This window comes from Leptolyngbya sp. BC1307, from assembly GCF_002286735.1.
Lineage (GTDB): Bacteria > Cyanobacteriota > Cyanobacteriia > Phormidesmidales > Phormidesmidaceae > Phormidesmis.
Window position 1 is genome coordinate 1 of the sequence record NZ_NRTA01000008.1, and the last position, 25153, is coordinate 25153.

At 51.1% G+C, this 25153-nt stretch carries 32 protein-coding genes and 3 pseudogenes; 25 read left to right on the top strand and 10 right to left on the bottom strand.

The features are described from left to right. The coding region (locus tag CKL79_RS06650) for a leucine-rich repeat domain-containing protein (protein ID WP_170943993.1) at positions 1-475 on the bottom strand (475 nt) is incomplete at its 3' end. 60 nt (positions 476-535) lie between these two features. Further along, entirely contained in the window at positions 536-778 is a 243-nt protein-coding gene (locus CKL79_RS06655) for a hypothetical protein (protein WP_121968813.1), read from the bottom strand. Positions 779-835: 57 nt separating this feature from the next. Between CKL79_RS06655 and CKL79_RS06660 the strand changes: the two genes are divergently transcribed. From CKL79_RS06660 to CKL79_RS06680, 5 genes are all read left to right on the top strand, one after another. Then, positions 836-1195 carry a nucleotidyltransferase family protein gene (locus tag CKL79_RS06660; RefSeq protein WP_121968814.1) on the top strand — a complete coding sequence of 120 codons (360 nt, stop codon included), beginning with the start codon at positions 836-838 and terminating at the stop codon, positions 1193-1195. A 156-nt stretch (positions 1196-1351) separates the two neighbouring features. Then, positions 1352-1543: a HepT-like ribonuclease domain-containing protein gene (locus CKL79_RS24345; RefSeq protein ID WP_346427053.1), complete on the top strand. Its 192-nt coding sequence runs from the start codon at positions 1352-1354 to the stop codon at positions 1541-1543. A 303-nt stretch (positions 1544-1846) separates the two neighbouring features. Next, complete coding sequence (locus CKL79_RS06670; protein WP_121968815.1) at positions 1847-2188, top strand: hypothetical protein; 342 nt, start codon at positions 1847-1849, stop codon at positions 2186-2188. Beyond that, entirely contained in the window at positions 2178-2435 is a 258-nt protein-coding gene (locus CKL79_RS06675) for a hypothetical protein (RefSeq protein WP_121968816.1), read from the top strand. The genes CKL79_RS06670 and CKL79_RS06675 overlap by 11 nt, the downstream gene beginning before the upstream one ends. 53 nt (positions 2436-2488) lie before the next feature. Next, complete coding sequence (locus CKL79_RS06680; RefSeq protein WP_121968817.1) at positions 2489-3388, top strand: ROK family protein; 900 nt, start codon at positions 2489-2491, stop codon at positions 3386-3388. Between the two features lie 260 nt (positions 3389-3648). Here the strand turns inward: CKL79_RS06680 and CKL79_RS23775 are convergent, their stop codons facing one another. Continuing rightward, complete coding sequence (locus CKL79_RS23775; protein WP_240518721.1) at positions 3649-4149, bottom strand: TetR/AcrR family transcriptional regulator C-terminal domain-containing protein; 501 nt, start codon at positions 4147-4149, stop codon at positions 3649-3651. On the opposite strand from CKL79_RS23775, the gene CKL79_RS06685 reads away from it, so the two are divergent. Then, positions 4093-5121, top strand: coding sequence for an HlyD family efflux transporter periplasmic adaptor subunit (locus tag CKL79_RS06685; RefSeq protein ID WP_240518731.1), 1029 nt, complete (start codon positions 4093-4095; stop codon positions 5119-5121). The genes CKL79_RS23775 and CKL79_RS06685 overlap by 57 nt on opposite strands. Continuing rightward, on the top strand, positions 5118-6083 hold the full coding sequence (locus CKL79_RS06690) for an ABC transporter permease (RefSeq protein ID WP_240518722.1): 966 nt from the start codon (positions 5118-5120) through the stop codon (positions 6081-6083). Before CKL79_RS06685 ends, CKL79_RS06690 begins: the two co-directional genes overlap by 4 nt. Before the next feature lie 5 nt (positions 6084-6088). On the opposite strand, the pseudogene CKL79_RS06695 reads toward CKL79_RS06690, so the two are convergent. Next, positions 6089-6250: pseudogene (locus CKL79_RS06695) on the bottom strand (DUF2442 domain-containing protein); the annotation flags it as partial. Positions 6251-6388: 138 nt separating this feature from the next. On the opposite strand from CKL79_RS06695, the gene CKL79_RS06700 reads away from it, so the two are divergent. After that, positions 6389-6727 carry a DUF4342 domain-containing protein gene (locus CKL79_RS06700; protein ID WP_121968820.1) on the top strand — a complete coding sequence of 113 codons (339 nt, stop codon included), beginning with the start codon at positions 6389-6391 and terminating at the stop codon, positions 6725-6727. Between the two features lie 174 nt (positions 6728-6901). After that, positions 6902-7193 (top strand): annotated as a pseudogene (locus CKL79_RS06705) (PEP/pyruvate-binding domain-containing protein); the annotation flags it as partial. Between the two features lie 117 nt (positions 7194-7310). Here CKL79_RS06705 and CKL79_RS24350 read toward each other — a convergent pair. Both CKL79_RS24350 and CKL79_RS06720 read right to left on the bottom strand, forming a co-directional pair. Beyond that, positions 7311-7406: pseudogene (locus CKL79_RS24350) on the bottom strand (ABC transporter ATP-binding protein); the annotation flags it as partial. A gap of 13 nt (positions 7407-7419) precedes the next feature. Continuing rightward, a complete protein-coding gene (locus CKL79_RS06720; RefSeq protein WP_121968822.1) occupies positions 7420-8502 on the bottom strand; it encodes a DJ-1/PfpI family protein in 1083 nt (360 codons plus the stop codon). Between the two features lie 321 nt (positions 8503-8823). On the opposite strand from CKL79_RS06720, the gene CKL79_RS23125 reads away from it, so the two are divergent. After that, a complete protein-coding gene (locus CKL79_RS23125) occupies positions 8824-8967 on the top strand; it encodes a hypothetical protein (RefSeq protein WP_170943994.1) in 144 nt (47 codons plus the stop codon). 76 nt (positions 8968-9043) lie between these two features. Further along, positions 9044-9505 (top strand): universal stress protein, encoded by a 462-nt coding sequence (locus tag CKL79_RS06725; protein ID WP_121968823.1) that lies wholly within the window; start codon positions 9044-9046, stop codon positions 9503-9505. A 40-nt stretch (positions 9506-9545) separates the two neighbouring features. Here the strand turns inward: CKL79_RS06725 and CKL79_RS06730 are convergent, their stop codons facing one another. Further along, positions 9546-9782 carry a DUF4327 family protein gene (locus CKL79_RS06730; protein ID WP_121968824.1) on the bottom strand — a complete coding sequence of 79 codons (237 nt, stop codon included), beginning with the start codon at positions 9780-9782 and terminating at the stop codon, positions 9546-9548. Positions 9783-9969: 187 nt separating this feature from the next. Here CKL79_RS06730 and CKL79_RS06735 point away from each other — a divergent pair, with 187 nt between their 5' ends. From CKL79_RS06735 to CKL79_RS06745, 3 genes are all read left to right on the top strand, one after another. Further along, the gene (locus tag CKL79_RS06735) at positions 9970-11517 is read left to right on the top strand and encodes an NAD(P)/FAD-dependent oxidoreductase (protein WP_121968825.1); all 1548 of its coding nucleotides are present in this window, start codon (positions 9970-9972) and stop codon (positions 11515-11517) included. Positions 11518-11614: 97 nt separating this feature from the next. Continuing rightward, positions 11615-12889, top strand: coding sequence for an FAD-dependent oxidoreductase (locus CKL79_RS06740; protein WP_121968826.1), 1275 nt, complete (start codon positions 11615-11617; stop codon positions 12887-12889). Between the two features lie 287 nt (positions 12890-13176). Continuing rightward, on the top strand, positions 13177-13410 hold the full coding sequence (locus CKL79_RS06745; protein WP_121968827.1) for a Nif11-like leader peptide family natural product precursor: 234 nt from the start codon (positions 13177-13179) through the stop codon (positions 13408-13410). A 316-nt stretch (positions 13411-13726) separates the two neighbouring features. Here CKL79_RS06745 and CKL79_RS06750 read toward each other — a convergent pair whose 3' ends face one another. Then, complete coding sequence (locus CKL79_RS06750) at positions 13727-14602, bottom strand: LysR family transcriptional regulator (protein WP_121968828.1); 876 nt, start codon at positions 14600-14602, stop codon at positions 13727-13729. A 130-nt stretch (positions 14603-14732) separates the two neighbouring features. On the opposite strand from CKL79_RS06750, the gene CKL79_RS06755 reads away from it, so the two are divergent. From CKL79_RS06755 to CKL79_RS06765, 3 genes are all read left to right on the top strand, one after another. Continuing rightward, positions 14733-15221, top strand: coding sequence for a redox protein (locus CKL79_RS06755; protein ID WP_121968829.1), 489 nt, complete (start codon positions 14733-14735; stop codon positions 15219-15221). A 391-nt stretch (positions 15222-15612) separates the two neighbouring features. Then, on the top strand, positions 15613-17232 hold the full coding sequence (locus CKL79_RS06760) for a 2-isopropylmalate synthase (RefSeq protein ID WP_121968914.1): 1620 nt from the start codon (positions 15613-15615) through the stop codon (positions 17230-17232). A 340-nt stretch (positions 17233-17572) separates the two neighbouring features. Beyond that, complete coding sequence (locus CKL79_RS06765; protein ID WP_240518723.1) at positions 17573-17713, top strand: hypothetical protein; 141 nt, start codon at positions 17573-17575, stop codon at positions 17711-17713. 96 nt (positions 17714-17809) lie between these two features. On the opposite strand, the gene CKL79_RS06770 is transcribed toward CKL79_RS06765, so the two are convergent. Then, positions 17810-18190 (bottom strand): hypothetical protein, encoded by a 381-nt coding sequence (locus CKL79_RS06770; RefSeq protein WP_121968831.1) that lies wholly within the window; start codon positions 18188-18190, stop codon positions 17810-17812. A 375-nt stretch (positions 18191-18565) separates the two neighbouring features. Further along, positions 18566-18775, bottom strand: a complete 210-nt coding sequence (locus CKL79_RS22860) for a hypothetical protein (protein ID WP_141242165.1) — start codon at positions 18773-18775, stop codon at positions 18566-18568. A 62-nt stretch (positions 18776-18837) separates the two neighbouring features. On the opposite strand from CKL79_RS22860, the gene CKL79_RS06775 reads away from it, so the two are divergent. From CKL79_RS06775 to CKL79_RS06810, 8 genes are all read left to right on the top strand, one after another. Next, entirely contained in the window at positions 18838-20442 is a 1605-nt protein-coding gene (locus CKL79_RS06775) for a type I restriction-modification system subunit M (protein ID WP_121968832.1), read from the top strand. Next, positions 20439-21698 carry a restriction endonuclease subunit S gene (locus CKL79_RS06780; RefSeq protein WP_121968833.1) on the top strand — a complete coding sequence of 420 codons (1260 nt, stop codon included), beginning with the start codon at positions 20439-20441 and terminating at the stop codon, positions 21696-21698. The genes CKL79_RS06775 and CKL79_RS06780 overlap by 4 nt, the downstream gene beginning before the upstream one ends. Before the next feature lie 51 nt (positions 21699-21749). Next, the gene (locus CKL79_RS06785; RefSeq protein WP_121968834.1) at positions 21750-22361 is read left to right on the top strand and encodes a Uma2 family endonuclease; all 612 of its coding nucleotides are present in this window, start codon (positions 21750-21752) and stop codon (positions 22359-22361) included. A gap of 12 nt (positions 22362-22373) precedes the next feature. Beyond that, positions 22374-23558, top strand: a complete 1185-nt coding sequence (locus tag CKL79_RS06790) for an AAA family ATPase (protein ID WP_121968835.1) — start codon at positions 22374-22376, stop codon at positions 23556-23558. After that, on the top strand, positions 23558-24121 hold the full coding sequence (locus tag CKL79_RS06795) for a DUF4276 family protein (protein ID WP_121968836.1): 564 nt from the start codon (positions 23558-23560) through the stop codon (positions 24119-24121). Before CKL79_RS06790 ends, CKL79_RS06795 begins: the two co-directional genes overlap by 1 nt. Positions 24122-24183: 62 nt before the next feature. Next, the gene (locus CKL79_RS06800; RefSeq protein ID WP_121968837.1) at positions 24184-24477 is read left to right on the top strand and encodes a nucleotidyltransferase domain-containing protein; all 294 of its coding nucleotides are present in this window, start codon (positions 24184-24186) and stop codon (positions 24475-24477) included. Further along, on the top strand, positions 24474-24773 hold the full coding sequence (locus tag CKL79_RS06805; protein WP_205879017.1) for a DUF2281 domain-containing protein: 300 nt from the start codon (positions 24474-24476) through the stop codon (positions 24771-24773). Before CKL79_RS06800 ends, CKL79_RS06805 begins: the two co-directional genes overlap by 4 nt. Beyond that, entirely contained in the window at positions 24752-25150 is a 399-nt protein-coding gene (locus CKL79_RS06810; RefSeq protein ID WP_205879018.1) for a type II toxin-antitoxin system VapC family toxin, read from the top strand. Before CKL79_RS06805 ends, CKL79_RS06810 begins: the two co-directional genes overlap by 22 nt. Positions 25151-25153 lie beyond the last annotated feature (3 nt).

Consider the following 25153-nt stretch of genomic DNA (forward strand, 5'->3'; position numbering starts at 1 on the left):
CTGCCGGTAACTCCGTCAGCTGGTTGTAACTGAGGTCGAGCGTTTGCAGGCTGCTCAACTGCCCGATGTCTGCCGGTAACTCCGTCAGCTGGTTGTAACTGAGGTCGAGCGTTTGCAGGCTGCTCAACTGCCCGATGTCTGCCGGTAACTCCGTCAGCTGGTTGTAACTGAGGTCGAGCGTTTGCAGGCTGCTCAACTTCGCGACAATTTCTGGCAGCTCTGTAAACTGATTGCCATAGAGAAAGAGCGATCGCAACTCTGTCAACAGCCCAATCTCATCCGGTAGCGCACTCAAATTATTGCTGCGAGATTCTTCCTTTTTCTTATCCCAACGTCCCAAAACCAGCGTCTTCAAATTCGTCAGCTTGCCAATCTCCGGCGGCAGCTCGCTCAGGTTCTCTCCCGATAAATCCAAAGTCGGGCGACCATCCGCCGCCGCTTCATCAATCAGCCTGAGCAATTCTTCCTGAGTCACCGTTTTTCGCCATGCTTGCTGCGGCTAGCATATCGCATAGGCTTTCTAATTCATGCGGCGCTACACCGTTTCTTTATCGGCGGGCTGAGGCATTGCAGCAATCAAGGCTCTCAGTACTTTATTAACCGACTCCGGTGTTGTAAATACTTGAGCGACATCCTCATCTAGCACCACAACTCTCTTTGCCGATGCCCCTTCCTGGCTCGCAAAACGATTAGGCTTTGCCTGCGCGTAGTCAAATCTATATTCCGGTAAAAGTTCGTCGTTCAGATTTTCCATGTTTTCAGAAGACGTTTTGCTCATCATAAACGTCTGAAACTAGGTAAACTAAGGCAAACGACGACATACCTGTAGTCAACGATGTCTGATCAACTACCAAGCAGCGTTCAATTCGTAAAACCTGTGCAGACAGTAAAGACAAAAGCTCAAGTTCTATCGTCGCTGTATGAGCATCGTCAAAAGCTGCAAGACTTTGGAGTCGAGCGCTACGGGGTTTTTGGCTCCTTTGGACGCGATCGCAATATTCACCCCCTCAGCGACGTAGATATCCTGGTTTCTTTTACGCCAGAGAAAAAGACTTTTGACAACTTCATGCACCTCGGGTTTTTCTTAGAAGATCTGCTTGGCAGAACCGTCGACCTGGTAACCACTGAGTCATTAAGCCCACATATTGGCCCACATATTCTAAGCGAGGTAGAATATGTCTCTACAGGTTCGTGAGTTTTTACAGCATATTCTTGACGAAACTCACTACATCATGACTAGCTCAGAGGGTGTGACCAAGGCTGATTTCTTAGAGAACGAAACGCTTAAAAGAGCTTACGTCAAAGAGCTTACGTCAGAAGTATCGAGGTCATCGGAGAAGCCGTTAAGCAGTTGCCAGAAGCGCTACGCCAAAAGTATGAAAAAACGGAATGGCGTAGTCTAGCGAGGATGCGCGATCGCCTCATTCATCATTATTTCGGCATTGACTACGATATCGTTTGGGATGTAGTCAGCACTAAAATCCCGACGTTAAATTCTGAAATACAGCACATCTTAAGCCAAGAATATTCGCAGGACAGCTAATCAGAGCGTAAGAAAGCAGCACTCCCCGCTGAAAATTTCTCAGCAAAAATAGTTGACGCCTACAAAATAAGACTGTACGCTATTCGTCATAGTTGTTGCCGCGTGGAACCGTCGCAATTGCTCAACCGCTCGAAAATTTAGTCGCTGCCGCTGATTGCTTGGAACCAATCAACGACAGCTAGCCCACTGAACTGACAACAGCAGTCCAGGTGACTACGGCCATGATGCCATAGCCGCCCTGACTTTTAGTAAGTTTGGGCGGCTAAATTTTCGTGCTTTTTTCAACCCCGCACTGAAAAAATCATGAAAACCATTGCCTATCTCGCCAGCGATCTGCCCAAACTCAGTCAGCGCAACGAACAGAGCCGTCTCTATCAGACCGATGCCGATCAGAGCAACGAGCCCGCACCGTTGACGCTACCGACACCGCTCCGCCCTACCCCAGCCGAAAGCCGTCCTCCCCGAGAAGAACTGCGCCACATTTTGCTAGGCAGTCCTGACGCCATTGAGCAGACCATTCACCTGCTCTATCGGCTGAACTACACAGAGCCAGGGCTATGGAGCCCCATTACCGCAGTAGGCGATCAGCTCATCATCACCGCCGCGCAAGCAGAAGCGATTAGTCTGCTCAGGCGTGCGATGTAGGCTTGAGCGCAAGCTGCTACGCGAGAAGTGTGAGCTACTCAACGAAAAGCGCAAGCTGCTACGCGAGAAGTGCGAGCTGCTCAACGAAGAGCGCAAGCTGCTACGCGAGAAGTGTGAGCTGCTCGGGGAAAAGTGTAAGCTGCTGCGCGAGAAGTGCGAGCTGCTCGGGGAAAAGTGTAAGTTAGTGTTGCAGAAGGGCGAGTGGCTCTGTGAGAAGCGATCGCCCTTTGCACTCAATTTGTTTTAAGTCACGCTACCTGAGTAAATGTCCATACCCACCGCTCACACGAGGGCCACCGCATGTCACTTCTAGGCGCGATCGAAGCAGGCGGCACCAAATTTATCTGCGCCATCGGCACCGGCCCAAACGACCTGCGAGCAGTCACCCGCATCCCCACCACCACCCCCGCCGAAACCCTCCCTCAAGTCATTCGCTTTTTTCGTCAGCAAATAAAACAACAAGGAACACTAGCAGCGATCGGCATTGGCGCTTTTGGCCCCGTAGATGTCCGCCCCGACTCTCCCAAATTTGGCTGGTTCTTAAACACACCAAAACCCGGCTGGCAACAGATTGACTTTGCAGGCATGATTCAGCGCGAGCTAAATATTCCCATCGGCTTCGATACAGATGTCAATGCAGCCGCCTTGGGCGAGCATCAATGGGGCCATGCGCAAGGCTTAGAGACCTTCATCTATCTGACCGTGGGCACCGGCATTGGCGGCGGCGGCATGGTCAGCGGCCAGCCAATTCACGGACTGCTGCACCCCGAGATGGGCCATATTCTCATTCCTCACGATCTATCTGCCGATCCGTTTCCGGGGGTTTGTCCCTTTCACCAAGACTGCTTAGAAGGCTTAGCCTCCGGCTCTGCCATCGAAAAAAGATGGCACCAAAAAGCCGCCTCCCTCCCCGCCGACCATCCCGCCTGGGCCTTAGAAGCCAACTACTTAGCCATTGGCCTGGTCAACTACACCCTGATGCTTTCACCAGAGCGGATCATTCTCGGCGGTGGCGTCATGGAACAATCACAGCTCTTTCCGCTAATTCGCTCACAGGTTCGCCAAAAGCTAAACGCCTACCTGGACATACCCAAAATCACAGACGACATCGAAGCGTATATCCTACCGCCGCAGCTAGGCGCTCAGGCGGGCATCATGGGCGCATTCGCACTGGCACAGAGAGCCACCCAGAGCAAATAGCCGCGAGCCCCAGTCTAAACCACAGCTTAAGAGGATGTTTTAAAAGTGCTAATAGTTACTGCGTGGCCCCCCGAGCCCCAATCCTGGGGGCTCTGAGTTCGCGGGCTAAACGTCTCAGTTTCAGATAGCTTAGCTGCGCTCTAGCTTCCCCCAGGATTGGGGGACTGAGGGGGCCAATGCAGTAAGTTTGATACTTTTCATACAGCCTCTAAAACGATCAAAACTGTTCTTGAGAAAAGCAGCCCTAAACAACACCGCTCCTATCGAATAATCAGCTCCAGCAGACTATCAATCATCACCTCCTGCTTCATCGGCAAAATCTCTTGCCCGTGGAGCAGCTTTTGCGTGAGCACATAGCTCATCAGCGTACCCATAAATATGCGAGCAGTGGCCTCAGGGTTAGTATGGTTTAGCTCAGGGTGGGCCTCAAAATATTCCTCTAGCAAGCGCCAAACCCGCTGCGGCAGCGCTCGAAAAAATAGCTGAGCCAACGCCGGAAACCGCCCCGATTCGGACAGCAGGGCAGCCTGAAGAAGAAACTGCGGCGGCCGATTCCGCTGGGGCTGCTGATTGTCGCCGCCGGGTTTGGCATTCGCTACTGGCTGACCCGGCCTGACGACAGCGCCATTGAGCTGAGCGGACGACTCGAAAGCTACGAAAGCGATTTGGGCGCTAAAGTCGGCGGCAAAGTGAAGTCTGTGGCCGTGCGGGAAGGCGACAGGGTGAAACAGGGCCAGGTGGTTGCCCAGCTTGACGATCAAGAACTCAGGGCACAGCTAGAGGCCGCTAAAGCCAAGGTGAATGCGGCGCAGCAACAGGTGACGCAGGCCGGGCTACAGATAGAGGTGGTAGAAAGCCAGGTGCAGGAAGCGCAGCTAACCTTAGAGCAGTCTCAGGGAGACACTACTGGCCGGGTCAGTCAGGCTGAGGCGACGGTAGCCACGGGGCAGGCGCAGCTTTCATCGGCCCAAGCCCAGGCACAGCAAGCCCAATCAGCCTTAGCGCTGGCACGAACAGACCGTGATCGCTTCTCTACTTTAGTCTCCCAAGGCGCAGTCTCCCAGCAACAGTTCGACCAGGCCCAAACCCAGTTTGAAACGGCTCAAGACACGCTAACCGCGCAGCAAGCCGCCGTCGCCGCCGCCCGTCAGCAGGTCGCCGCCAACCAGGGAGCCCTCACCCAGACTCAAACCAGCCAGCTCAACCCAGACATTCGCGCTGCTCAGGTCACCCGCACGCAAAAGCAGCAGGCCCAGGCCCAGGCTCAGCTAGCCGCCGCCCAAGCAGAACTGGCACAGGCAAAAGCAGCTCAAGCTGAAATCGAATCGCGGCTCAGCGCCCTAGCAATCACCAGCCCCATTAATGGCGTTGTGCTCACCCGCACAGTAGAACCTGGCGAAGTAATCTCGCCGGGAACGACTGTTCTCACGGTGGTCAATCTAGAAGAGGTTTATCTACGCGGCTATATTCCTGAAGGAGAAGTTGGCGAAGTGCGGGTTGGTCAAGCCGCACAGGTGTTTTTAGATTCTGCGCCGGAGCAGCCGCTAGCGGCAACAGTGACGGCCATTGATACTGAAGCCTCTTTTACGCCTGAGAATATCTACTTTGAAGAGGATCGGGTAACGCAGGTGTTTGGGCTAAAGCTAGAGATTGACAACCCGAGCGGCTTTGCCAAACCCGGCATGCCCGCTGACGGCAAGATTTTGCTAGAAGCCGCAGAGGCAAGTGAATGACAGTAGCGCCTCTCAAAACAACGGCTGAAATGGAAACGGCAGATAGCGCGATCTCCGTCCACAGTCTGCGCAAATGCTACGGCTCGACCGAAGCGCTCAAAGGCATTGATTTTACAGTAAAGCGCGGCGAGATCTTTGGCCTGATCATTCCGCCCGACTTTGCCCCAAAGCTCGCAGCGGGTAAATCTGTGGATGTGCAAGTGCTGATTGACGGCGTTGATGCTAATACTGCCGGTATCGCCAACGGCTACACCAATCAGCTAGTCAATCGCTACGGTCAAACCCTGGGCCAAACTCTGGGCCAACCTGAGAGAGTGCCGCCGGTTCAGACAGCGGTGATTTTTCTCTACAATCCCGGTTTGCTCAGCAGTTGGTTTTTCGTGCCGGGTGTGATTGGCGTAGTCCTAACGCTGACCGGCTCATTAGTCTCGTCATCGACGGTCATTCGTGAAAAAGACGTTGGCACGCTGGAGCAGCTTTTGATGACGCCCGCCGCCGGTTGGGAGATTTTGACGGCTAAGATTGCGCCGCTGTTTGTATTGTCAATGGGCGATGTACTGCTGGCTTCGGCGATTGGCCGCGTGGTGTTTGGATTGCCGTTTCGCGGTAATTATTTTCTGTTTCTGGCGCTGTCGGGCATTTACGTGTTTGTCTGCATTGGCATCGGTATTTTGTTGGCGACGGTCTCTCGCAATCAGCAGCAGGTGATTTTGACTTCGTTTTTCTTTAACGTGCCGCTGATTCAGCTTTCAGGGGCGATCGTCCCCATCGAAAGCATGCCAAAATTCTTCCGTATTCTCTCCTTCTTCGACCCCTTACGGCACTACGTCACCATCGCCCGCAGCCTCATCCTCAAAGGCGTTGGCGTCGGCGTCCTGCTCCCCGAAATCGTCGCCCTCACCGTCTTCGCAGTACTGCTATTAGGCGTCAGCATCAGCCGATTTCGCGCTCAGCTCAACTGATACTTTCAGGCAGTTTCTACTCGCGAGTTTAGCCAGCGCTGAAAAGATTTTTGACTCTCTCCAGAAGGCTGTCCAAGCAGCAGGTTCTTCAGACTAATGTCTTCGTCAAGCTCATGCCAATGAATGCCGCTGCCGTTACCGACGAATCGATAGTCACTGCGCTCTTTTGGATATCCAGAGCTGACAGATTCTTCTTTGGGGCAGCCCAAATGCGGCCACCGTGACTTTTGAGCAGCGACTCACCTCACAGTTTCCTCACAAGTTCTCTGTAAGCTGAAATCATAATTGTTTAAGAGAAATCTGCAATGAGTACGAATCCTGACGAAGCCGTTTTTGTGTCGGATACAGTCGCTACCGACACCCCACCGGAAACAGGCGCTGAGGAAAAAGTAACGGTAGAGGAATTTAAGATTTCAGGAGATGCGCTGGTTACCCGTATCAAAGCGCTAATTCAGCGAGGCAATATTCGCCGCATCATTATCAAAAATGAAGAGGGCCATACGCTGATCGAGATTCCGCTGACGGTCGGGGTGATTGGCGGCACGATTGGTGCAGCTTTGTTTCCGGTGGTCGCTGCGGTTGGGGTGATTGGCGCAATGGTGGCCCACCTGACTGTGGTGATCGAGCGCCAGGCATCCGACTAAATCCAACCGATGCTTTCTAACAGAATTTCAGTGTATAGGAGAAGGCAATCGTCAGCTTCTACAGGTTGTCTCTCAGAGTGAGTTTTTATGGTACAGGCGACACATACAGCTTCGGCGACTCCCCACGGCAGCACAGACCACGGCAGCACAGACCACGGCAGCACAGACCACGGCAGCACAGACCATGCCTACCGAGACTTTATCCGTGAGGCGGGGTTAGAGGCCCAGATGCGATCACATTTTGAGTCTCTCAATATTGAAGATCTCGAAGCCCTTCGCCAGTGCAGTCGCCGGGTTCGAGACCTGATTTTGGAAACGCCCTTTCCATGTCGCGCTGATCACAGCGGCCTACGGCCTGGGTGAAAATGTTGTACAGGGCGCGGTCATTCCAGATGAGTATTTAGTCTTTAAGCCTACGCTGGCGCAGGGCTATCGGCCTATTTTGAAGAAACGTTTGGGTAGTAAAGGCAACTAACGGACTCTATTCATCAACCGAGTTTGTTATTTACGACTTATCTAGCTTCGACTTTTCGCCCAGATTCGAGCTGTTCAATAGCTTTTTGCCCAGTGCTTTCATCGCTCTCTACCATTCCAGTTCGGCAGGCGATCGCTTATTCACATTCCGCTTAATCTCAGCAATATTGCCGCTGCGCATGTACACGACGCGATCCGCCATCGCGACCCGCTGCTGTTCACCCCCCGATAGCAGCGACGGTAGTGGGCAGGGGTGGCTGTGGGGGCAGTGACTGATTGCGATACAGCGCGGCTAAGTACTGTTCATATTTAGAAAGATCGGTGACAATGGTGTCCAGGATCTCTGCTGTGACCGGATCGCTCAGCTGGTTGCATAGCCTATAGGCGTCGATAATCCCGGTTTGTAAGTCACCGAGAGTTCGTCGGATAATGGCGCGATCGCCGCTAGATTGCAGCCAGCTTTGGAGGGCCGCTAAGGCTTCTCCCCCAAAGGCTTGCCAGGTGACGGCTTCACCAAAGCCATCGTGAAGTCTGTCACTGAGCTGTTTGATATGATGCTGTTTACTGTCGATAATTTCTGTCAGGATCGAAACAACACTGGGATCTTTGGCCCGGTAGCTGTACTGCTTTAACAACTCCAGAGTATAGCGTTCGCCAACGATGGCCGTGTTCAGCGCTTTCACCAACTCCACCCGGCTGGTTCCGCCCCAGGCTTCACCCAACGCCCACCAGTCATGATGGTGGAGGTGGTTCGTTGACGGAAGCTCTTTGTCAGGGGGCAAAATCTCCAATAGCCTGAATAATGTGGCCATCACAATCGGCAAATCGCCAGGTCTGCGGGCGGTGATCAAGGGAGTGTCAACCGCCGTCGGCGTGTCTATGTAGGTCGCACCTGCATTCTCAATATCTTTGCGAATGGCGCGAAAGCCAGTGACCTGTTTGCCTGAGAGCTGATCGGCCTCAATTAAAACCTGAGGGCCAGTGCCAATGGCGACGATCCATTTTTGCAGGGCGATCGCCTCTCGAACTAGCCTGATCACGTTGGGGTTCACCCGAATACTGCCTCCCAAAATCACAAAGGCATCAAAATCTTCTGCGTGCACCTCTGTCGTTGTCGCATCCGGCGTTACGCTCACTGTCCCGTGATGGCCTTTGTACTCATCGTTCATCCGCGCGCCTAGCACAGTGACGACCACGCCCGCTTGCTTGAGAGCGGCGTTAGGAAGCTTAAAGGTAATATCTTCGAATTCGTTTTCCACCAAAATCGCAACTCGTCTCGTTCTTTGGATTTGAGCAGTCATGGTTTTATCCCTTCCAAGCTAAATTTATTCGACAACGTCGATAACGCTTTGTCGATAACGCTTTTCTCTCAGGTTAGCTAGAAAACTTGAGGATTTTCTGAGGATTTGCAGGCAGGGAGATGATCTACTGTAGATATTTCGTAACAGTCAAACCCCACGAGAACCTCACGAAACGTAAAAATTACTGACTGCTTTAGTCGGTACGGTCTAGCATGAAGGGTATAAGGGAGGGAGCCCCTGACCACTTCAGAGCCTGACCACTTCAGAGATTGAGAGGAAGCCTCTCTCTTCTATAAGCCCATCTTATCTCGAAGGACAACTATGATCTTCAATATCTTTGCATCCTGGTGGCAAAAGGTTCGGCAAGATCCGACCGGTTGGGGGGCGCTGTTGCTGTTTGCCGGTGGGGTAAGCACGCTACTTATCCTGATGAAATGGATGTCTACGGTGCCCAGTACGGTCTAAAGCGGCAGTCTAAAGCGGCAGCCAGAAGCGGTGGGCAGCTTTCTTAGCCTGCCCTCTACATTTAACGAAAAAAGCTATGAATATTTTAGTCGCTATTGACCTCTCTGACGCCACAGAAACGGTTGTAAACAAGGCAGAAGAAATTGCCAAGGCGCTTTCAGCTCAGATGTGGATTGTCCATGTCACTCAGCCCAAACCAGAGCTGCTTGAATTTGACGCAGGTCCCCAAGCCGAACGAGATTTTCTAGCGGAAAGATATCACGATGAGCACAGCCAAATCCAGGAGATTTCAGCGCGTCTGCGACATGAGGGACTGAAGGCGACTGCGCTGCTGGTTCAAGGCGAAACAGTTGAGACAATCTTAGCGGAAGCATTGAAGCTCCAAGTGGATATGATCGTAGTCGGGTCGCATGGACGTGGCATGATGTCTCAGCTTTTTGTGGGGAGTGTGAGTCAGGGCATTCTCTCTCAGTCGAATCGACCTGTGCTGGTTATTCCTAACACCTATCTGGGGGCTGTCCTGGGCGTTGATGCTTAAGGGCGATCGCTTCGATTCGTTAAGCTAGCCGTGCGTCTGGTTAGGCGTCTTCTTCCCAGCTTTCCTGGCTGAGCAAATCGACAATGTGGTCGCGCTGCAAAAACTCGTTTTCTTCTAGCTCGATTTTAAAGCATTCCCATTCACGGCCTGGAATGTAGCGGCACAGTGTATAAATGGGCTCCTGGCGAGTCACAGCGCCTTTGTCCACTAGCGCTCTGGCTTCATCGCGCAGCATATCGAGGGTGTAGATATTTTTCTGGAGCTTGATCGTGTTCATGGCACTCTTCCTTAAGGCAGAGAAAGCCTTTTCTGGTTCATCTTCATAGTACGAACCAATGTTGATGGAAATATGAGGAGCCAACTGTCGGCCAGTCTCTAAGGGCGATCCCGGATAGTCCTCACAGATTCTTCATTGTTTGCTTCTACTGTAAGACCTATGGTTTCGGTCGTAGGTTATAAAAGCGATGCGAGAAAATTATCGGATAGACTATTTGATTTTGGGTAGCGGCCTATCTGCGCTGGCGTTTGGAGCGCTGATGGCAAAGTCTGGAAAGACCGTTTGCGTGCTCGAAGCGCATGAGTATCCGGGTGGATTTGGCCACACCTTTACCATGGCCAAAAAATATCACTTCAACGCCCAACTGCACTACGTTTGGGACTGTGGTGAAGGGAATACCGTTAATCGGGTACTGAAAAAGCTTGGACTCGATCAAGACGTGACCTTTGAGCGCTACGACCCGGATGGGTTTGACCACATGCATCTACCGGGCTACTCCCTGGAGATTCCTTCTGATTCGGACCAGCTCTCGCGGCGGCTATCGGCTCTGTTCCCTGAGCACAAGACCCATATTCAGGGGTTCTTGCAGGCGGTACAGCAAGTCCGCCAGGGGCTGAAGTGTCTCTCGCCGCCCGTGCGCCCTCAGCTATTGCTAACACAGCTCCCAGTGGCGGTAACCGCGCTCAAATACTATGGCAGCACGCTGCAAGACGTGTTTGATGAATACCAGCTTCCTGAAGCCGCGCAAGCTCTGCTGGCTTTGCAGTGGCCCGATTTTTTACTGCCGCCCGAGCAGCTCTCTTTTTACGCCTGGGTGATTTTGTTCACGGGCTACCAAGAAGGGGCCTACTACCCGACGCAGCATTTTGAACAGGTGATCAGTTCTCTGGTGAATACCATTGAAGAGAATGGTGGCAAGGTGCGCACTGAAACAGAGGTCACTGAGTTTCTAGTTGAGGGCAACACGGTTAAAGGCGTCAAGGCACTCGATCAGCGCAGTCATGAAACCATTGAGTTTTTAGGCGATCGCGTCATTTGTAATATCGATCCCAAAAAAGCGGCGGAGATGATTGGCCTGCAAAAATTTTCCCGAGGGGTGCGGCGTCAGCTGGACTATGACTATTCGCCATCGAACTTTATGGCCTACTGCGTGGTGAAAGATCTAGACCTTCGTGAGTATGGGTTTGGCCCCTGGAATACCTTTCATAGTGAAGATCCTGACCTCAATGCGGCCTTTAAGCGAATGTACGAAGACAATGATTTTTCTCGGCCAAGCTTTGCGATAACGACGCCGACGCTGCTGACGACGGCAAAGCGAGATTGCCCTGAGGACTGCCAGATTATTGAATTTTTGACGGTGGCGAACTATCGCTATTTTGATGAGTTGCAAAGGAATGATCGCAAAGCCTACAACCGCAAAAAAGAAGAAATCTTAGAGACCCTGCTGGACATTGTCGAAAAGCATTACGTCCCCACTATTCGAGAGCATCTGGTCTTTAAGATTACCGGTAGTCCCACCACGAATGAGCGCTTTTGCCGGTGCCCTCAGGGCAATTCCTACGGCTCTAGCCTCACGCCAAAGAACATGGGACTGGGCCGGTTAACGCATAAAACCTCTCTCAACCATTTCTACTTCTGCAATGCCTCTTCGGGCTATCCGGGGTTTGCGCCCACTTTTTGGACAGGTGCCCTGCTGTACCAGCGGCTATCGGGTGAGCCACTCCTTACCGCGTAGCCGCCGAGTAGTCACAGAGTAGTCACAGAGTAGTCACAGAGTAGTCACAGAGCAACCTTCGGAGCGATCGCTTATCTCTCATCAGGAGCAAACACGTATGAAAATCGCAATCATCGGCGGCGGCGCTAGCGGCATGGTTTTGGCCTACTTATTAGACCGGCAGGGGCACAGCGTGACGGTCTACGAGTGGCAGAGCACGTTAGGCGGGCATATTCGGACGTTGAATGGGAATATTCAGGCTCGAACAGATTGCCCAGAGCGATTGGAGACTGGGGTCTTGGAGTTTTCGGCTAAGTTCACTAATTTTCTAGCGCTGATGAAGGAGCTGGCCGTTCCGCTAGCGCCGGTTGAAGTGGGGTCTGGTCTCTTCTTTAAAGATGGCCCTCATTTTCTCTCACCCGCCATGATTGATCGCAATTTTCGGGGCGTGCAAAAGTGGCGCGAGTTTTTACACCTGGAAATCCTTTATGCTCAGTCCTTGGGACTTTGGCTAAAGACCCATCGGGCGCGATTGGAAGATCTAACGGGTCAGCCGCTCTCCAAGTATTTTTCATCTGAAAGCGATCGCACGACCTGGCTCAAGCTGCTAACGATGTACAGCTATTCTATGCCGTATGAAGCCATTGATGACTTTCCCGCCGCTCTGGCGATTCCATCGCTGTGCCGCTATATCTTTGGTGACTGGTATCGCATCAAAGGGGGGGTCTATTCTTACATCGAAAAGATCCTCTCTAAATTTTCGGGAGAGGTGTGCTTAGGGACGACTGTTACATCGGTTCGCCGCTCGGATGAGGCGGTTCAAATTGAAGGCAAAGGGAGGAATGCGCCTCCGTTTGCAGAGCAGTTTGACAAGGTTGTTTTCGCCACGCCACCGGATCAGATCTTATCACTGCTAGAGGATGCCAGGCCGGATGAGGTCAGGCGGTTTCAAGCTTGGAAGCCAAATTACATCACGACGGTTTTGCACAGCGATCGCGCCCTCTACAAGCCTTACAACATTACCCGAGGCGCTGAGTTTGACTTTTTCCAAACGAACGCAGGCTGGGGCTACAACGCCTATCTCAATCAGTTGTGTGGCATTACTTCTGAGCAATTCTACAGTCTTGCGTTTAATTTAGAAAAAGCAATCTCCCCTGAGAAAATTATTCATACGCAGCAGCACCATACCCCGTTTTATGATGCCGACTCTTTTCGGTCCCGGGATGAGGTAATTGCGACCAATGGCGAGAACAACACCTATCATGCAGGCGCTTACCTGAGCGACGGCCTGCATGAAGGCGCGGTGACATCGGCCATGGCGGTAGCAGAGGCGATCGCTGCTACCGCCTCAAATGACCCCGTCAGACAATCACAGCCTCAACTGGTCGCCTGAATGATCGCGGCATTTTCGGCCCATGACCAAAATGTTTAATGCCGCCGCCTGCAGGACAAAACAATGCTGTCTACTCTGTTTGCAGCGCCAGTGATCTACGCAGTCAGCCTGAGTCGTTGCAAATCTGATAGAATAAAGAGAGCTCATAGCATCTTTTTTATGCATTGCTGAGCCTGACTAACAGCTAAACCTGGCAGCTAAACCTGGCAAAAAACAATAAGCCCATCATTATTGTCAGATAACGCTATCAGTCAAAGTTCAATCCTTTTCTCCAGGAAATTAAGATCATGCCAGAACAAAACGCGGCACGACTATATAAGAGCGTTCAAAAAGCCCACGCCAATCAGGAGAGAACCGCTGCTCTGAATGACCCGGCGGCGTTTGTTAAGCTTGCTGCTGCGCAAGGCATTGCCTTAAATGCGGAAACGCTGGAAACGCAAATCAGCCAACTGTCTGACGAAGAAGTTGCGGCCATCTTCAATCCAGGCATTTCGCCTCGCCGTCACATCTTTCCTCGCTAGTCCAGGTCTAAACAAACGTATTCGGTAGATCAATGGGCAAGATCAACGGGCAAGATCAATGGGCACCGGGCAGGGTGAAGTAGACATTGGTGCCCACGCCGGGTTCGGAAGCTACCCCAATACGGCCCTTGTGGTTTTCAACAATCTTTGATCTCGCCCTTAACCAGGTAGTCTTGGGCTCCTTCGCGAAGGGCTGCGATCGCACTGTTTTCATTATCAAGCCCGGTCGGGACAATAATCGGCAGCTCAGTATCGGCTGTACAGAGGTGTTAAAAGGGGATGGGGCGCAGCTCGTCATTGAGCCGTTACCGCCTGTCTACACTGCAAACCTCCCCTGATTTTGCAAAACGTCTAAGAACATTTTGACGGCGGGTGCGGGCGGGGTATTGGCTAATATCGCTGCGCCGATGATGCGATTGAGGCGAATGGGGAGCGATCGCACATACACCCCTTCTGGAATTGGCAGCGCTGCTAGCCTTGGCAAAACAGCCGCCCCTAACCCCTGAGCCACCATACTCACAATTGTGGAATCTTCTTTGATCACATAGCCCACTTCAAAAGGCTGACCGCACTGCGCCCAGTGGTCGCGCACTGCGCTGGTGCATTCGGCATAGTTAAAAAGAATAAAGGAATACCCGGAGAGGTCTTCCCAAGTCAGATTTTTGGGCGGCAGTGCTTCTGTCTTAGGCAGTAGAACCACGTACTCATCCCGAGCGATTTCTAACGTCTTAAACTCTTCCGAGCGAGGCAGGGGAATTAAGCCTATATCGGTTTGCCCTTCGCGCAAAGACTGTTCTACCCCAGCCGGATCGAGTTCGGCAATGGTGACTTCGACATGGGGAAACTGTTTGCGAAAGCGGGCAATATTAGCCGGTAACAAATGTGTCGCGGCGCTGCGAAAGGAGGAAATCCGCAGGCGGCTATTGTAGAGCCCTTTTTCTAAATTAACCTCGTAATCTATATGTTCCTTGAGGTCTAGCATTTTTTGGCTGTACTCAATCACCCGTTCACCCACAGGCGTTAGATTGGCTCCAAAGCGGCCTCGGGTCAGCAGCGGCACGCCCAATTCGCTCTCTAGCGAGGCCACGGCTCGGCTCACCGCCGACTGCGAAACCTCCAGGTTAACTGCCGCATCCGAAAAAGTACCGCATTCTGCCACGGCAGACAAAACCTCAAGGTGAAAGATGTTCATAGCCAACTTCTATTCGCTTTCCGCATAGACATACACCAGTAGCCGGTTTGATCCTAAATATGGCTAAGGCTAAGGTAGCAACAATTCATCAATTCGCTGGAAATCTTCAGCCAAGATTCACGGGGTTCCTATGTTCCAACTGCTGCAGTTCCAAAAGTTTAGAGACACACCCAGCGTTCAGTTTTTTGATATTACGGTACCCTCCTCCAACGCCAGAGACCTGGTTTCTCACGCTGGCCCCGCCATTAGCCCAAACAACGCTCAAGATAGCAGCTGGCAGTTTTATCTCCATCCCCGTCAGGAAGATAACCTATTGGCACTGTCGGGCGGACGCACCTTTCATTTGGTCAATTTTGACTGGGAATGTCCGTACCATGTCGTTCGGCTAGATGCCAACCGTCACATTTTGCGCATTCCCCCCGGTACTTTCCACCGCTCAGAATCTGATGTCGGCGGCTCTTTGGTTATCAACCAGGCTGTTCGCACAGAAAGCGCCAAGCTTGACAACGAATTTCGGGTCTATAACAGTGGGGAGATTCCTAAGCTACAGCAGCTCTTAGCCTCAGGTCTTCAGCCTCAGTATCATGGCTTTGAGGTGGAGTATTTACGAGCCGCTTAAATCGGACGATAAGTCAGCCTCATTCGCCGAAGCGACTTTGACCTTTAGATAAAAAATCGGATAGAATTTTCGACAAAAAGGCATCTGCGACAGAGACGACTGAGTCTTTGCAACGGATGTCTTTATTTTTTAGTTTTTTTAGTAGCGGATTGCCCAAGCTTGCGGTGGCGGCGGCCTTTGAACCTTGCGGGCTGGCTGGGAGCGTTGCTCACTGCCCAAATGACTGCTGAAAACGTTGCGTATGGCGGGCAAAGTGGCGCGGGCAAATGAATGCATCCCTACGCTTGCTATAGAATAATAAAGCGGGCTTCACACTAGCATTTACGCGCCCATCTCACAGCAGGTACCCTTTGCGATGACTCAGCCAAATTCAGCAGATACCATCCAGTCCTTGAGCAGTCAGCTAGACCGGGTGCTGATCTTTGACACGACGCTGCGCGATGGCGAGCAGTCACCAGGGGCGACGATGAATGTGGCTGAGAAGCTGGCGGTGGCTAAGCAGCTAGCGCGGCTGAATGTAGATATTATCGAAGCGGGGTTTCCGTTTGCCAGTCCCGGCGACTTTGAGGCGGTGCAGACGATTGCCGGTGAAGTCGGTACGCCGAATGGCCCGACGATTTGCGGACTGGCACGAGCGACTAAAGGCGACATTGAGGCAGCGGCGCGGGCGGTGGCTCCGGCGGCAAAGGGGCGGATTCATACCTTTATCGCCACTTCCGATATTCACATGCAGTACAAGCTGAAGAAGTCGCGGGCAGAGGTGCTGGCGATCGCTGAAGAAATGGTGGGCTATGCCAAGAGCTTTACAGGCGATGTGGAGTTTTCGCCGGAAGATGCGGGCCGCAGCGACCCTGAATTTTTGTATGAGGTGTTGGAGCGGGCGATCGCTGCTGGTGCCACTACGTTAAATATTCCTGACACAGTGGGCTACCTGACCCCCAGCGAATTTGGCGACCTGATTCGCGGCATCAAGGCGAACGTGCCCAGCATTGACCAAGCGATTATCTCAGTTCACGGTCACAATGACTTGGGGCTGGCCGTGGCGAACTTTTTGGAAGCGGTGAAAGCGGGTGCCAGGCAGCTAGAATGCACCATCAACGGTATTGGCGAGCGAGCTGGAAACGCGGCGCTAGAAGAACTGGTGATGGCTCTGCATGTGCGCAGGCAGTATTACAATCCTTTCTTTGGTTTGCCGCCCGAATCTGAAGCGCCTCTGACGAATATCCATACGCAAGAGATTTACAAGGCTTCGCGGCTGGTCTCGAATATGACGGGCATGTTGGTGCAGCCGAACAAGGCGATTGTAGGGGCAAATGCCTTTGCGCATGAGTCGGGCATTCACCAAGACGGCGTGCTAAAAAACCGGCTGACTTACGAGATTATGGACGCGCAGCTGATTGGCCTAAATGACAACCAGATTGTGCTGGGCAAACACTCGGGCCGCAATGCGTTTCGCACTCGGCTGAGCGAGCTAGGCCATGAGCTGGGCGACCAGGAGCTAAACAAGGCCTTTTTGCGGTTTAAAGAAGTTGCCGACAAAAAGAAGGAGATTAGCGATCGCGATCTTGAAGCCATCGTTAATGACGAAGCTTTGCAGGTGGCCGAACACTTTAAGCTAGAGCTGGTACAGGTCTCTTGCGGCAGTAACGCGCAGCCAACGGCCACTGTCACCATCCGCATGCCAGACGGCGAAGAGATTACTGACGCCTCTATCGGCACCGGGCCAGTAGACGCCATTTACCAGGCGATTAACCGCGTGGTCGATATCGAAAATGACCTGATTGAATATTCTGTTCAATCGGTAACGGCAGGTATTGACGCGATGGGAGAAGTCACCATTCGGGTGCGTAACGGCGCGAGAATTTATTCGGGTCATGCGGCGAATACTGACATTATTGTTGCTTCAGCCCATGCCTATGTCAATGCGCTAAATCGGCTGTATACGGCATTGCAAGCAGGCGTTTCGATTCATCCGCAGCGCGACAAGGTACCGGCTGGGACAGGGGTATAGATTAGATCAGGTCTTTGCCCTTTCAATTGCGCTAGCGAGCCGCCTGCGTATTTATCAAGATTCCCTGTGTCAGATAGTTGACGCTTTTGAATGGGGGCTGATACGCTGTTTTTTAGTGATTGCGCTTCTCGCAAGCTGCGGGAACCGGTGCGATCGCTAAACTGCCTCGAAAAATTTAGCCGCTACCGGCGTTGGGGTCCAGCCAACACCGATAGCTCGCCCCTAACACTGACTAACCAGTGAGAGAGGTTGTGGTCATTTTCCCACAGCCCCCCTGACTTCTGGCAAGTGTGGAGGAAGGCGATCGCTCCGCCACATTTTGCTCGGCCACCCCGAAGACGTGCGCCAGACGATCCATCTGCTGCACACCCTGCACTATGCCGAAACTGTGCTGTGGAGCCCGGTTATGACCATAGAGGAGCCGCTAATGATTGCGCCTGCCCCCAGTGAAGCGATTAGCCTGCTGCGGAGGTTAGTCTAAGCGGCATTGAGCGAAAAAAGGGAGATGGCCGCTGTCATCTCCCTTAGGGTCGTCATAGCAAATAGTCAAATCAGAGCAGGCAAACAAGAGCGATCGCTATACAGGCGCTGTCACCGGAGCTACTGCCGGACGAGCTGCCGAACGAGCTGCCCGTCGCCGCTCACTCCGACGCACCCCACCGGCCATTTCATATTCGCTGCTGTCTTTGCCATATTTTACAGCGACGGATAGCAGCATCTTTTCAGATAGGCTAGACAGCAGTTTTTCGGTTTGCTGAATATCGTTAGAAGCATGGTCTACTTTAGAGAGCAGCGTATTGTAAGCCTGTATTTTTAGGCGAAGCGCGCCGATCTCTTGCTCAAAGGTTGCTGCTGTCATGCCGTTGCCCAGGTCGAGTTTGGCATCAATCGACTGCATCCCGGCCAAACGGCTTTCGGCCTTGGGTAAAATGCTAGATTTCTTTTTTCGTCTTGCCATATGTATTGCCTGATCCTTTTGTAGGTGAATTTTTGGCAGTAGAATTTTTCTGCTGAGGCAGGGGTGTTCTGCTGCTATCACTATGCCCGTAGCGACAGACGAAAATTACAGGGCAATCTCAGTACAACTACAGAAGTTTTGAGTGGGGCAAAAGTGGGGCGCTGCTAATGCTCGTGATTTTACAGGCGAGTAAGGAGTATTTGCTACTCTGCGAGAAGCGTGAACGACTCGCAGAGTAGTGGGAACGACTCACAGAGTAGCGTGAACGACTTATAGAGAAGTGCGAGCTTCACCGCCACAAGTGCGAACGACTCACAGAGAAGTGTGAGCTGCTTCGCCATAAGCACGAACGGCTCACAGAGAAGTATGAACGGCTCACAGAGAATCGTGAGCTGCTCGGTGAAAAGTGCGGGTTGCTCTGGCAGAAGGGCGATCGCTTCCCTGACCAGTGCGAGCTGCCATGTAAGCAGTAGTTGGCACTGCGGAATGGTGGGGCGTGACGATGGTGGGAATGGGTAGCGCTCGGTGGGAACGCTTGGGCGGGTTGAAGGCGTGCTGGGTCAGCGGTGGCTGCGGTGGTAGCATGGCTAAGCGTTTAGAATGCTGATGGCGCGATCGCCCTGCCTCAAGAGATACCTAAGAGATATATGGATAACGGCCAAAAGAAAAAGTTAGAGACTCAGCTTTGGAATATTGCCGATTCGCTGCGGGGCAAGATGAATGCCGATGAGTTTCGGGACTATTGTTTGGGGTTTATTTTTTATAAGTATCTGTCTGAGCGTCAGCATCTGTATGCGAATGGCATTTTGGCTGAAGATGAGATCGATTTTTTAGAGATTGATGAGGGCTCTGAAGCGGGGCAGGAGTATTTGGCGGCGCTGCGGGAGGAGTCGATTGAGACGCTGGGTTATTTTCTGAAGCCGTCGGAGCTGTTTGGGGCGCTGGCGACGCGATCGCTGGGCAACCAAACCGATAAGGATGAGGTGAGCGACGAGGATTTGGAAAAAAGCTCGGTCTTCATTTTGGGCGATTTGGCGGATGTGTTGAGCAATATTGAGCGCTCGACGATGGGGAAGGAAAGTGAGGAGGATTTTGATCATCTGTTTGAGGATCTAGATCTCACTTCGACGAAGCTGGGCCGCACGCCAAAGGCGAAGAATACGCTGATTGCGAAGATTTTGGTGCATCTGGATAAGATTGATTTTCGGCTAGAAGATACCGAGAGCGATGTGCTGGGCGATGCCTATGAGTATTTGATTGGGCAGTTTGCGAGTGGGGCGGGTAAAAAGGCGGGGGAGTTTTATACGCCGCAGCAGGTGAGTAAGGTGCTGGCGAAAATTGTGACGACGGGGAAGGATCGGCTAAAGGCGGTGTATGACCCGACTTGTGGATCGGGTTCGCTGCTGCTGCGGGTGGCGCGGGAGGTGACTTCTGTGGGCGATTTTTATGGGCAGGAGATGAACCGCACCACTTACAACCTGGCACGAATGAATATGATTTTGCACGGGGTGCACTATCGCAATTTTGACCTGCGGCAGGAAGATACGCTAGAGAAGCCGCAGCATGAGGGAATGCGGTTTGAGGCAGTGGTGGCGAATCCGCCGTTTTCGGCGAATTGGAGTGCGAGTGCGCTTTTTGAGAGTGATGATCGCTTTAGTCAGTATGGCAAGCTTGCGCCTAAGTCTAAGGCGGATTTTGCGTTTGTGCAGCATATGTTGCATCACCTGGATGATAACGGCACGATGGCGGTGGTGTTGCCGCATGGGGTGCTGTTTCGCGGGGGGGCGGAGGGGCATATTCGGGAGTATGTGATCAGGGAGCGGAATTGGTTGGATGCGGTGATTGGGCTGCCTGCGAATATCTTTTATGGCACGAGTATCCCGACTTGTGTGCTGGTGTTTAAGAAGTGTCGGGAGCAGCCGGAAGATGTGTTGTTTGTGGATGCGAGTGCGCATTTTGAGAGGGCGAAGAGTCAGAACTTTTTGCGGGATGAGGATGTTGATAAGATTGTTGAGACTTATCGGGGGCGGTTAGAGGAGGAGAAGTATAGCTATCGGGCGGGGTTGGCGGAGATTGCGGAGAATGATTACAACCTAAATATTCCGCGCTATGTGGATACGTTTGAGGAGGAGGAGCCGATTGATTTGGCGGCGGTGGTGCGGGAGTTGCGAGAGGTTGATCGGGCGATGGAAGAGACGGATCAGCTTATTCGCGGTTTTTGTGAGGAGTTGGGGATTGAGTCGCCAGTATGAGAAAGCCTGAAAGAGATATTCCCAATGTAAGATTTGTGGAATTTACAGAAGATTGGAAAAAGCTTAAAGTCGAACAGATTAGTGAATGTGTTACAAGCGGCTCGCGTGGCTGGGCAGAGTATTATTCTACTCAAGGTGCTAAGTTCATCAGAATGACGAACTTAGATCGCAACAACATCCAATTACAGCTAAGCGACCTAAAGTATGTATTGTTGCCCAGCCATAGTTCAGAAGGGAAAAGAACTGCTTTAAAGACTGGCGACATCTTAATATCTATCACAGCAGAGCTTGGAAAGATTGGGATAGTTCCCAATAACTTAGGAGAGGCATACATTAATCAACACGTATGCTTGGTTCGTCCTAATCCTGCCTACGTCTTTCCTCATTTTCTAGCTTTTGGGCTGTCTACTTTCGAATCGCATAAGCGTTTGAATAGGCTAAATGACTCTGGAGCGAAGGCGGGGCTAAATTTAGGCAGTATCAAAAAATTCTCAATTAAGACTCCGACTATCTCAGAGCAGAAGAAGATTTCTGGTTTTTTAGAAGCGATCGCAACCCACCTAACCCAACTCCGCCGCAAACACGAACTATTGCAAACCTACAAACGGGGCGTAATGCAAAAAATATTCTCCCAACAAATTCGCTTCAAACAAGCCGACGGCACCCCCTTTCCTGAATGGAATGGAAAGAGATTAAAAATGCTGGGTGACTTAAAAAACGGTTTTAATGCGGATAAGCAAGCCTTTGGAGAGGGAACACAGTTTATAAATCTGATGGATATTTTTGGACAAAATGAAATCACTAAAACAACACTTGGCAGAGTTAAGATAAGCTCTAAGCAAATAGAACAATATAAAATTCAAAAAGGCGATGTTTTATTTGTTCGATCATCGGTAAAAAGAGAGGGTGTCGGCCAATCTTGCCTTGTAAATGATGATTTTTCTGACACTGTTTATAGTGGTTTTATCATCCGATTTAGAGAACACTCAACTGAATTGAACCATCTATACAAAAAATACTGCTTTTCATCCGCTCAGTTTAGAAAAAAGCTACTCTCACTAGCTACATCTAGTGCCAATACAAATATAAATCAGGAATCATTATCTAATATCCAGTTATCTTATCCTCATCCCAAAGAGCAAGAAAAAATAACTAATCTTCTAAGCGCTATTGACGAAAAGATAAGACTGATATCTTTTAGGATTGAATGCGGAGAGAAGTTCAAGCAAGGCTTACTACAAAAGATGTTTGTGTAAATCATTAGAATAAAACTAAGCAAATAATCGCTGACTCGGAGCTGACTCATCATGATCGCAGCAAAAGAAAATATCCCACAGCTCACCCCCGAAGAATACTTTGCCTGGGAAGAACAGCAGCTCGAAAAACACGAATACATTGACGGTCAAGTCTACGCACTGTTTCGTAATAACAAAAGTGGCGGCAGCAAAAACCATAGCCTAATCTCCGTCAGACTTACTACACTACTCGCTAATCACCTAGAGGGCAGCGGCTGCGAAACCGGCAACTCAGACCTGAGAGTAAATATTGTAGAGACTAACGATTATACCTATCCAGACATCAGCGTCACTTGCGACGAACGAGACAAAGCAACCACTCAATACATTACATACCCTTGCCTAATCGTCGAAGTCCTATCCAGCAGCACCGAAGCCTACGACCGAGGCGGCAAATTCAGACTCTACCAAAACAACCCCGCCCTACAAGACTACCTACTCGTCAGCTCCACCCGCATCGAAATAGACCTGTACCAAAAAACCGACACCGGCAACTGGCTCATCATCAACTACAAAGCAGGCGACGCGATCAACCTCAAAAGCATCAACCTCACCTTCCCCATAGAGCAAATCTACCGCAACCTCACCCTAGGCCCAAAAGACACCGCCCAACTGAGTTCCTAAGCTGTTAAGCCTATGAAAATCACCTCTATAAAAATCAAAAACTATCGCCTCTTTGAACATCTAGAAATCAAAGACCTCCCCGCCTTTTGCGTCATCATCGGAGCCAACGGCACCGGCAAATCCACCCTATTCGATATCTTTGGCTTCTTACGCGACGCCCTAAAAAATAATATTCGCCAAGCCCTGCAAATCCGAGGCGGCTTTAACGAGGTCGTCACCCGAGGCAAAGAAAAAGAGGATATCGAAATAGAACTAAAATTTCGCATGAAGATTCTGGAAACAGAACGCCTCGTCACATACATCTTAATTGTCGGCCAAGACCAAAACCGCCCTGTCATAAAAAGAGAAATTCTCCGCTACAAACGCGGCGAATACGGTTCCCCCTACCACTTCTTAGACTTCCAACAAGGCAAAGGCTACGCCATCACCAACGAAGAAAACTTTGAACAAACCGACGAAGAACTCGACCGCGAAGAACAACAGCTCGAATCGCAAGACATTCTAGCCATCAAAGGCTTAGGCCAGTTTCAACGCTTCAAAGCCGCCAGCGCCTTCCGCTCCCTAATAGAAAACTGGCACGTCTCCGACTTCCATATCAGCGAAGCTAGAGGCAGCAAAGCCGCCCTCTACGCCGAACACCTCTCCCCCACAGGCGACAATATGGCCGTCGTCGCCCAATACATCTATCAAAACCACCCCGATATCTTTCAAGCCATCCTCGACAAAATGCGCGAAAGAGTCCCCGGCATTTCTCAAGTAGAAGCCAAAGAAACCGAAGACGGCAGACTCATTCTAAAATTTCAAGACCAAGCCTTCAAAGACCCCTTCATTGATCGCTACGTCTCCGACGGCACCATGAAAATGTTCGCCTATCTCATTTTGCTCTTCGACCCCAACCCTCACCCCCTGCTCTGCGTCGAAGAACCCGAAAACCAGCTCTATCACACCCTCCTACGCGAACTCGCCGAAGAATTTGCCAGCTACGCCCACCGAGGCGGACAGGTCTTTGTCTCCACCCATTCCCCCGACTTTCTCAACGCCGTTCCGCTCAGCAGCATCTTTTGGCTCACCAAAGCCCAAGGCATTACCCAGATCTTTCGAGCCAGCGATAGCGAAGTACTCACAAACCTGGTCAAAGCAGGCGACCTACCCGGCTACCTCTGGAACCACAACTGGTTTGAAGGAGTCGCCCCTTAATGAGCTACGACCTGATCTTTTTACTCGAAGAACCCTCTACCAAAACCGTCCTAGAAACAATCCTGCCTAAACTCATTCCTGAAGATATCCGCTACAAGTGCATCGATCATCAGGGCAAGCAAGATCTTCAAAACTCAATCCCTAAAACCATCAAAGGCTTTAGCTTTAGCCCAAGCACAAAATTTGTAATCGTTCACGACCAAGACTCCCACGACTGTAAAAAGCTAAAAGCTGAGCTACGGCAGCTTTGCCAAAGCGCTAGGAGCCCAAAGGTCATCATCCGAATTATCTGCCACGAGTTAGAATCCTGGTTTCTCGGCGATCTAGCAGCCGTCGAAAAAGCCTACAGTCTAAACGCCCCAAGCCTGAGTAAAAACCAAACTAAAAATAAGTTTCGCAATCCTGATCGACTCAACTCCGCAAAAGAAGAACTCAAAAAACTCGTACCAGAATATTATCCTGGTACTCACTCTAGAGCGATCGCCCCTCACCTATCTCTCACCGCCAACACTTCTCACAGCTTTCACGTCTTCCTCAACGGCATCAACCAAATCTTAAGCTAAAGCGCTACAACCCAAGTCAAAGCCCAGCCGAAACAAAGTCAACATCACACACAGGCAAAACCATGACGCTTAACGACCTGACCCCAGAAACCAAAGCAGCCATTAAAGCAATCTGCACCCAACACGGAGCCTTTAACGTGCGGATATTTGGTTCTGTCGCCAGAGGACAAGCCGATCAAAACAGCGATCTAGATCTGCTAGTAGATTACGACCTAGATAAAATTAGCCCCTGGTTTCCTGTGCGCCTCATCCGCGATCTTGAAAACCTTCTAAGCGTCAAAGTAGATATCGTCACCCCCAAAGGACTAAAAGCCAGAATCCGCAGCGAAGTTTTGCAAGAGGCGCTAACCCTATGAGAAGCGATCAAGAAAGAATGCGCGACATTCAAGAATCAACCGATACCCACCGAACAACCATGCTAACCCTAGAAACAGCCATTCAAAAGATCCAGCAGCTCCCGCTTGAGCAGCGTAACAAAGTCATTGAATTCATTGAATTCCTAGAATTTCAGTCTAACCAACGCCAAAAAGAAAACTTGGCGCAGGAAGATCAGTCTACTCAGGAATTTTTTGAACTAGCCGGAATTTGGAAAGATAGAGACATCACAACCGACTCTATCCGCAGCCAAGCATGGGGCGAAAACAGACAGTGATTTTATGCGATACCAATATCCTTGTAGAGTTCTATAAAGGCGACTCAGCCGTCATCAGCGAGCTACGACAAATAGGCGTCAGCCAACTAGCAATTAGCGCTATCACACAAGCCGAACTTTATTACGGTGCAATCAATAAAGCAGAACTTAAGCGCATTCAAAAGCAGATCGGTTTATTTCACAACTTTCCTGTTGACCAAGCCATCTCAATCCGGTTTATTCAACTAATGGAAGAATACTCTCTTAGCCACAAACTGGCTATCCCAGATGCACTCATTGCCGCCACAGCATTAGTAAATGACATCAGCCTCTACACACTCAACATTAAAGATTTTCGCTTTATCGAAGGACTAACCCTACATACCTATCAGCCATAGCCC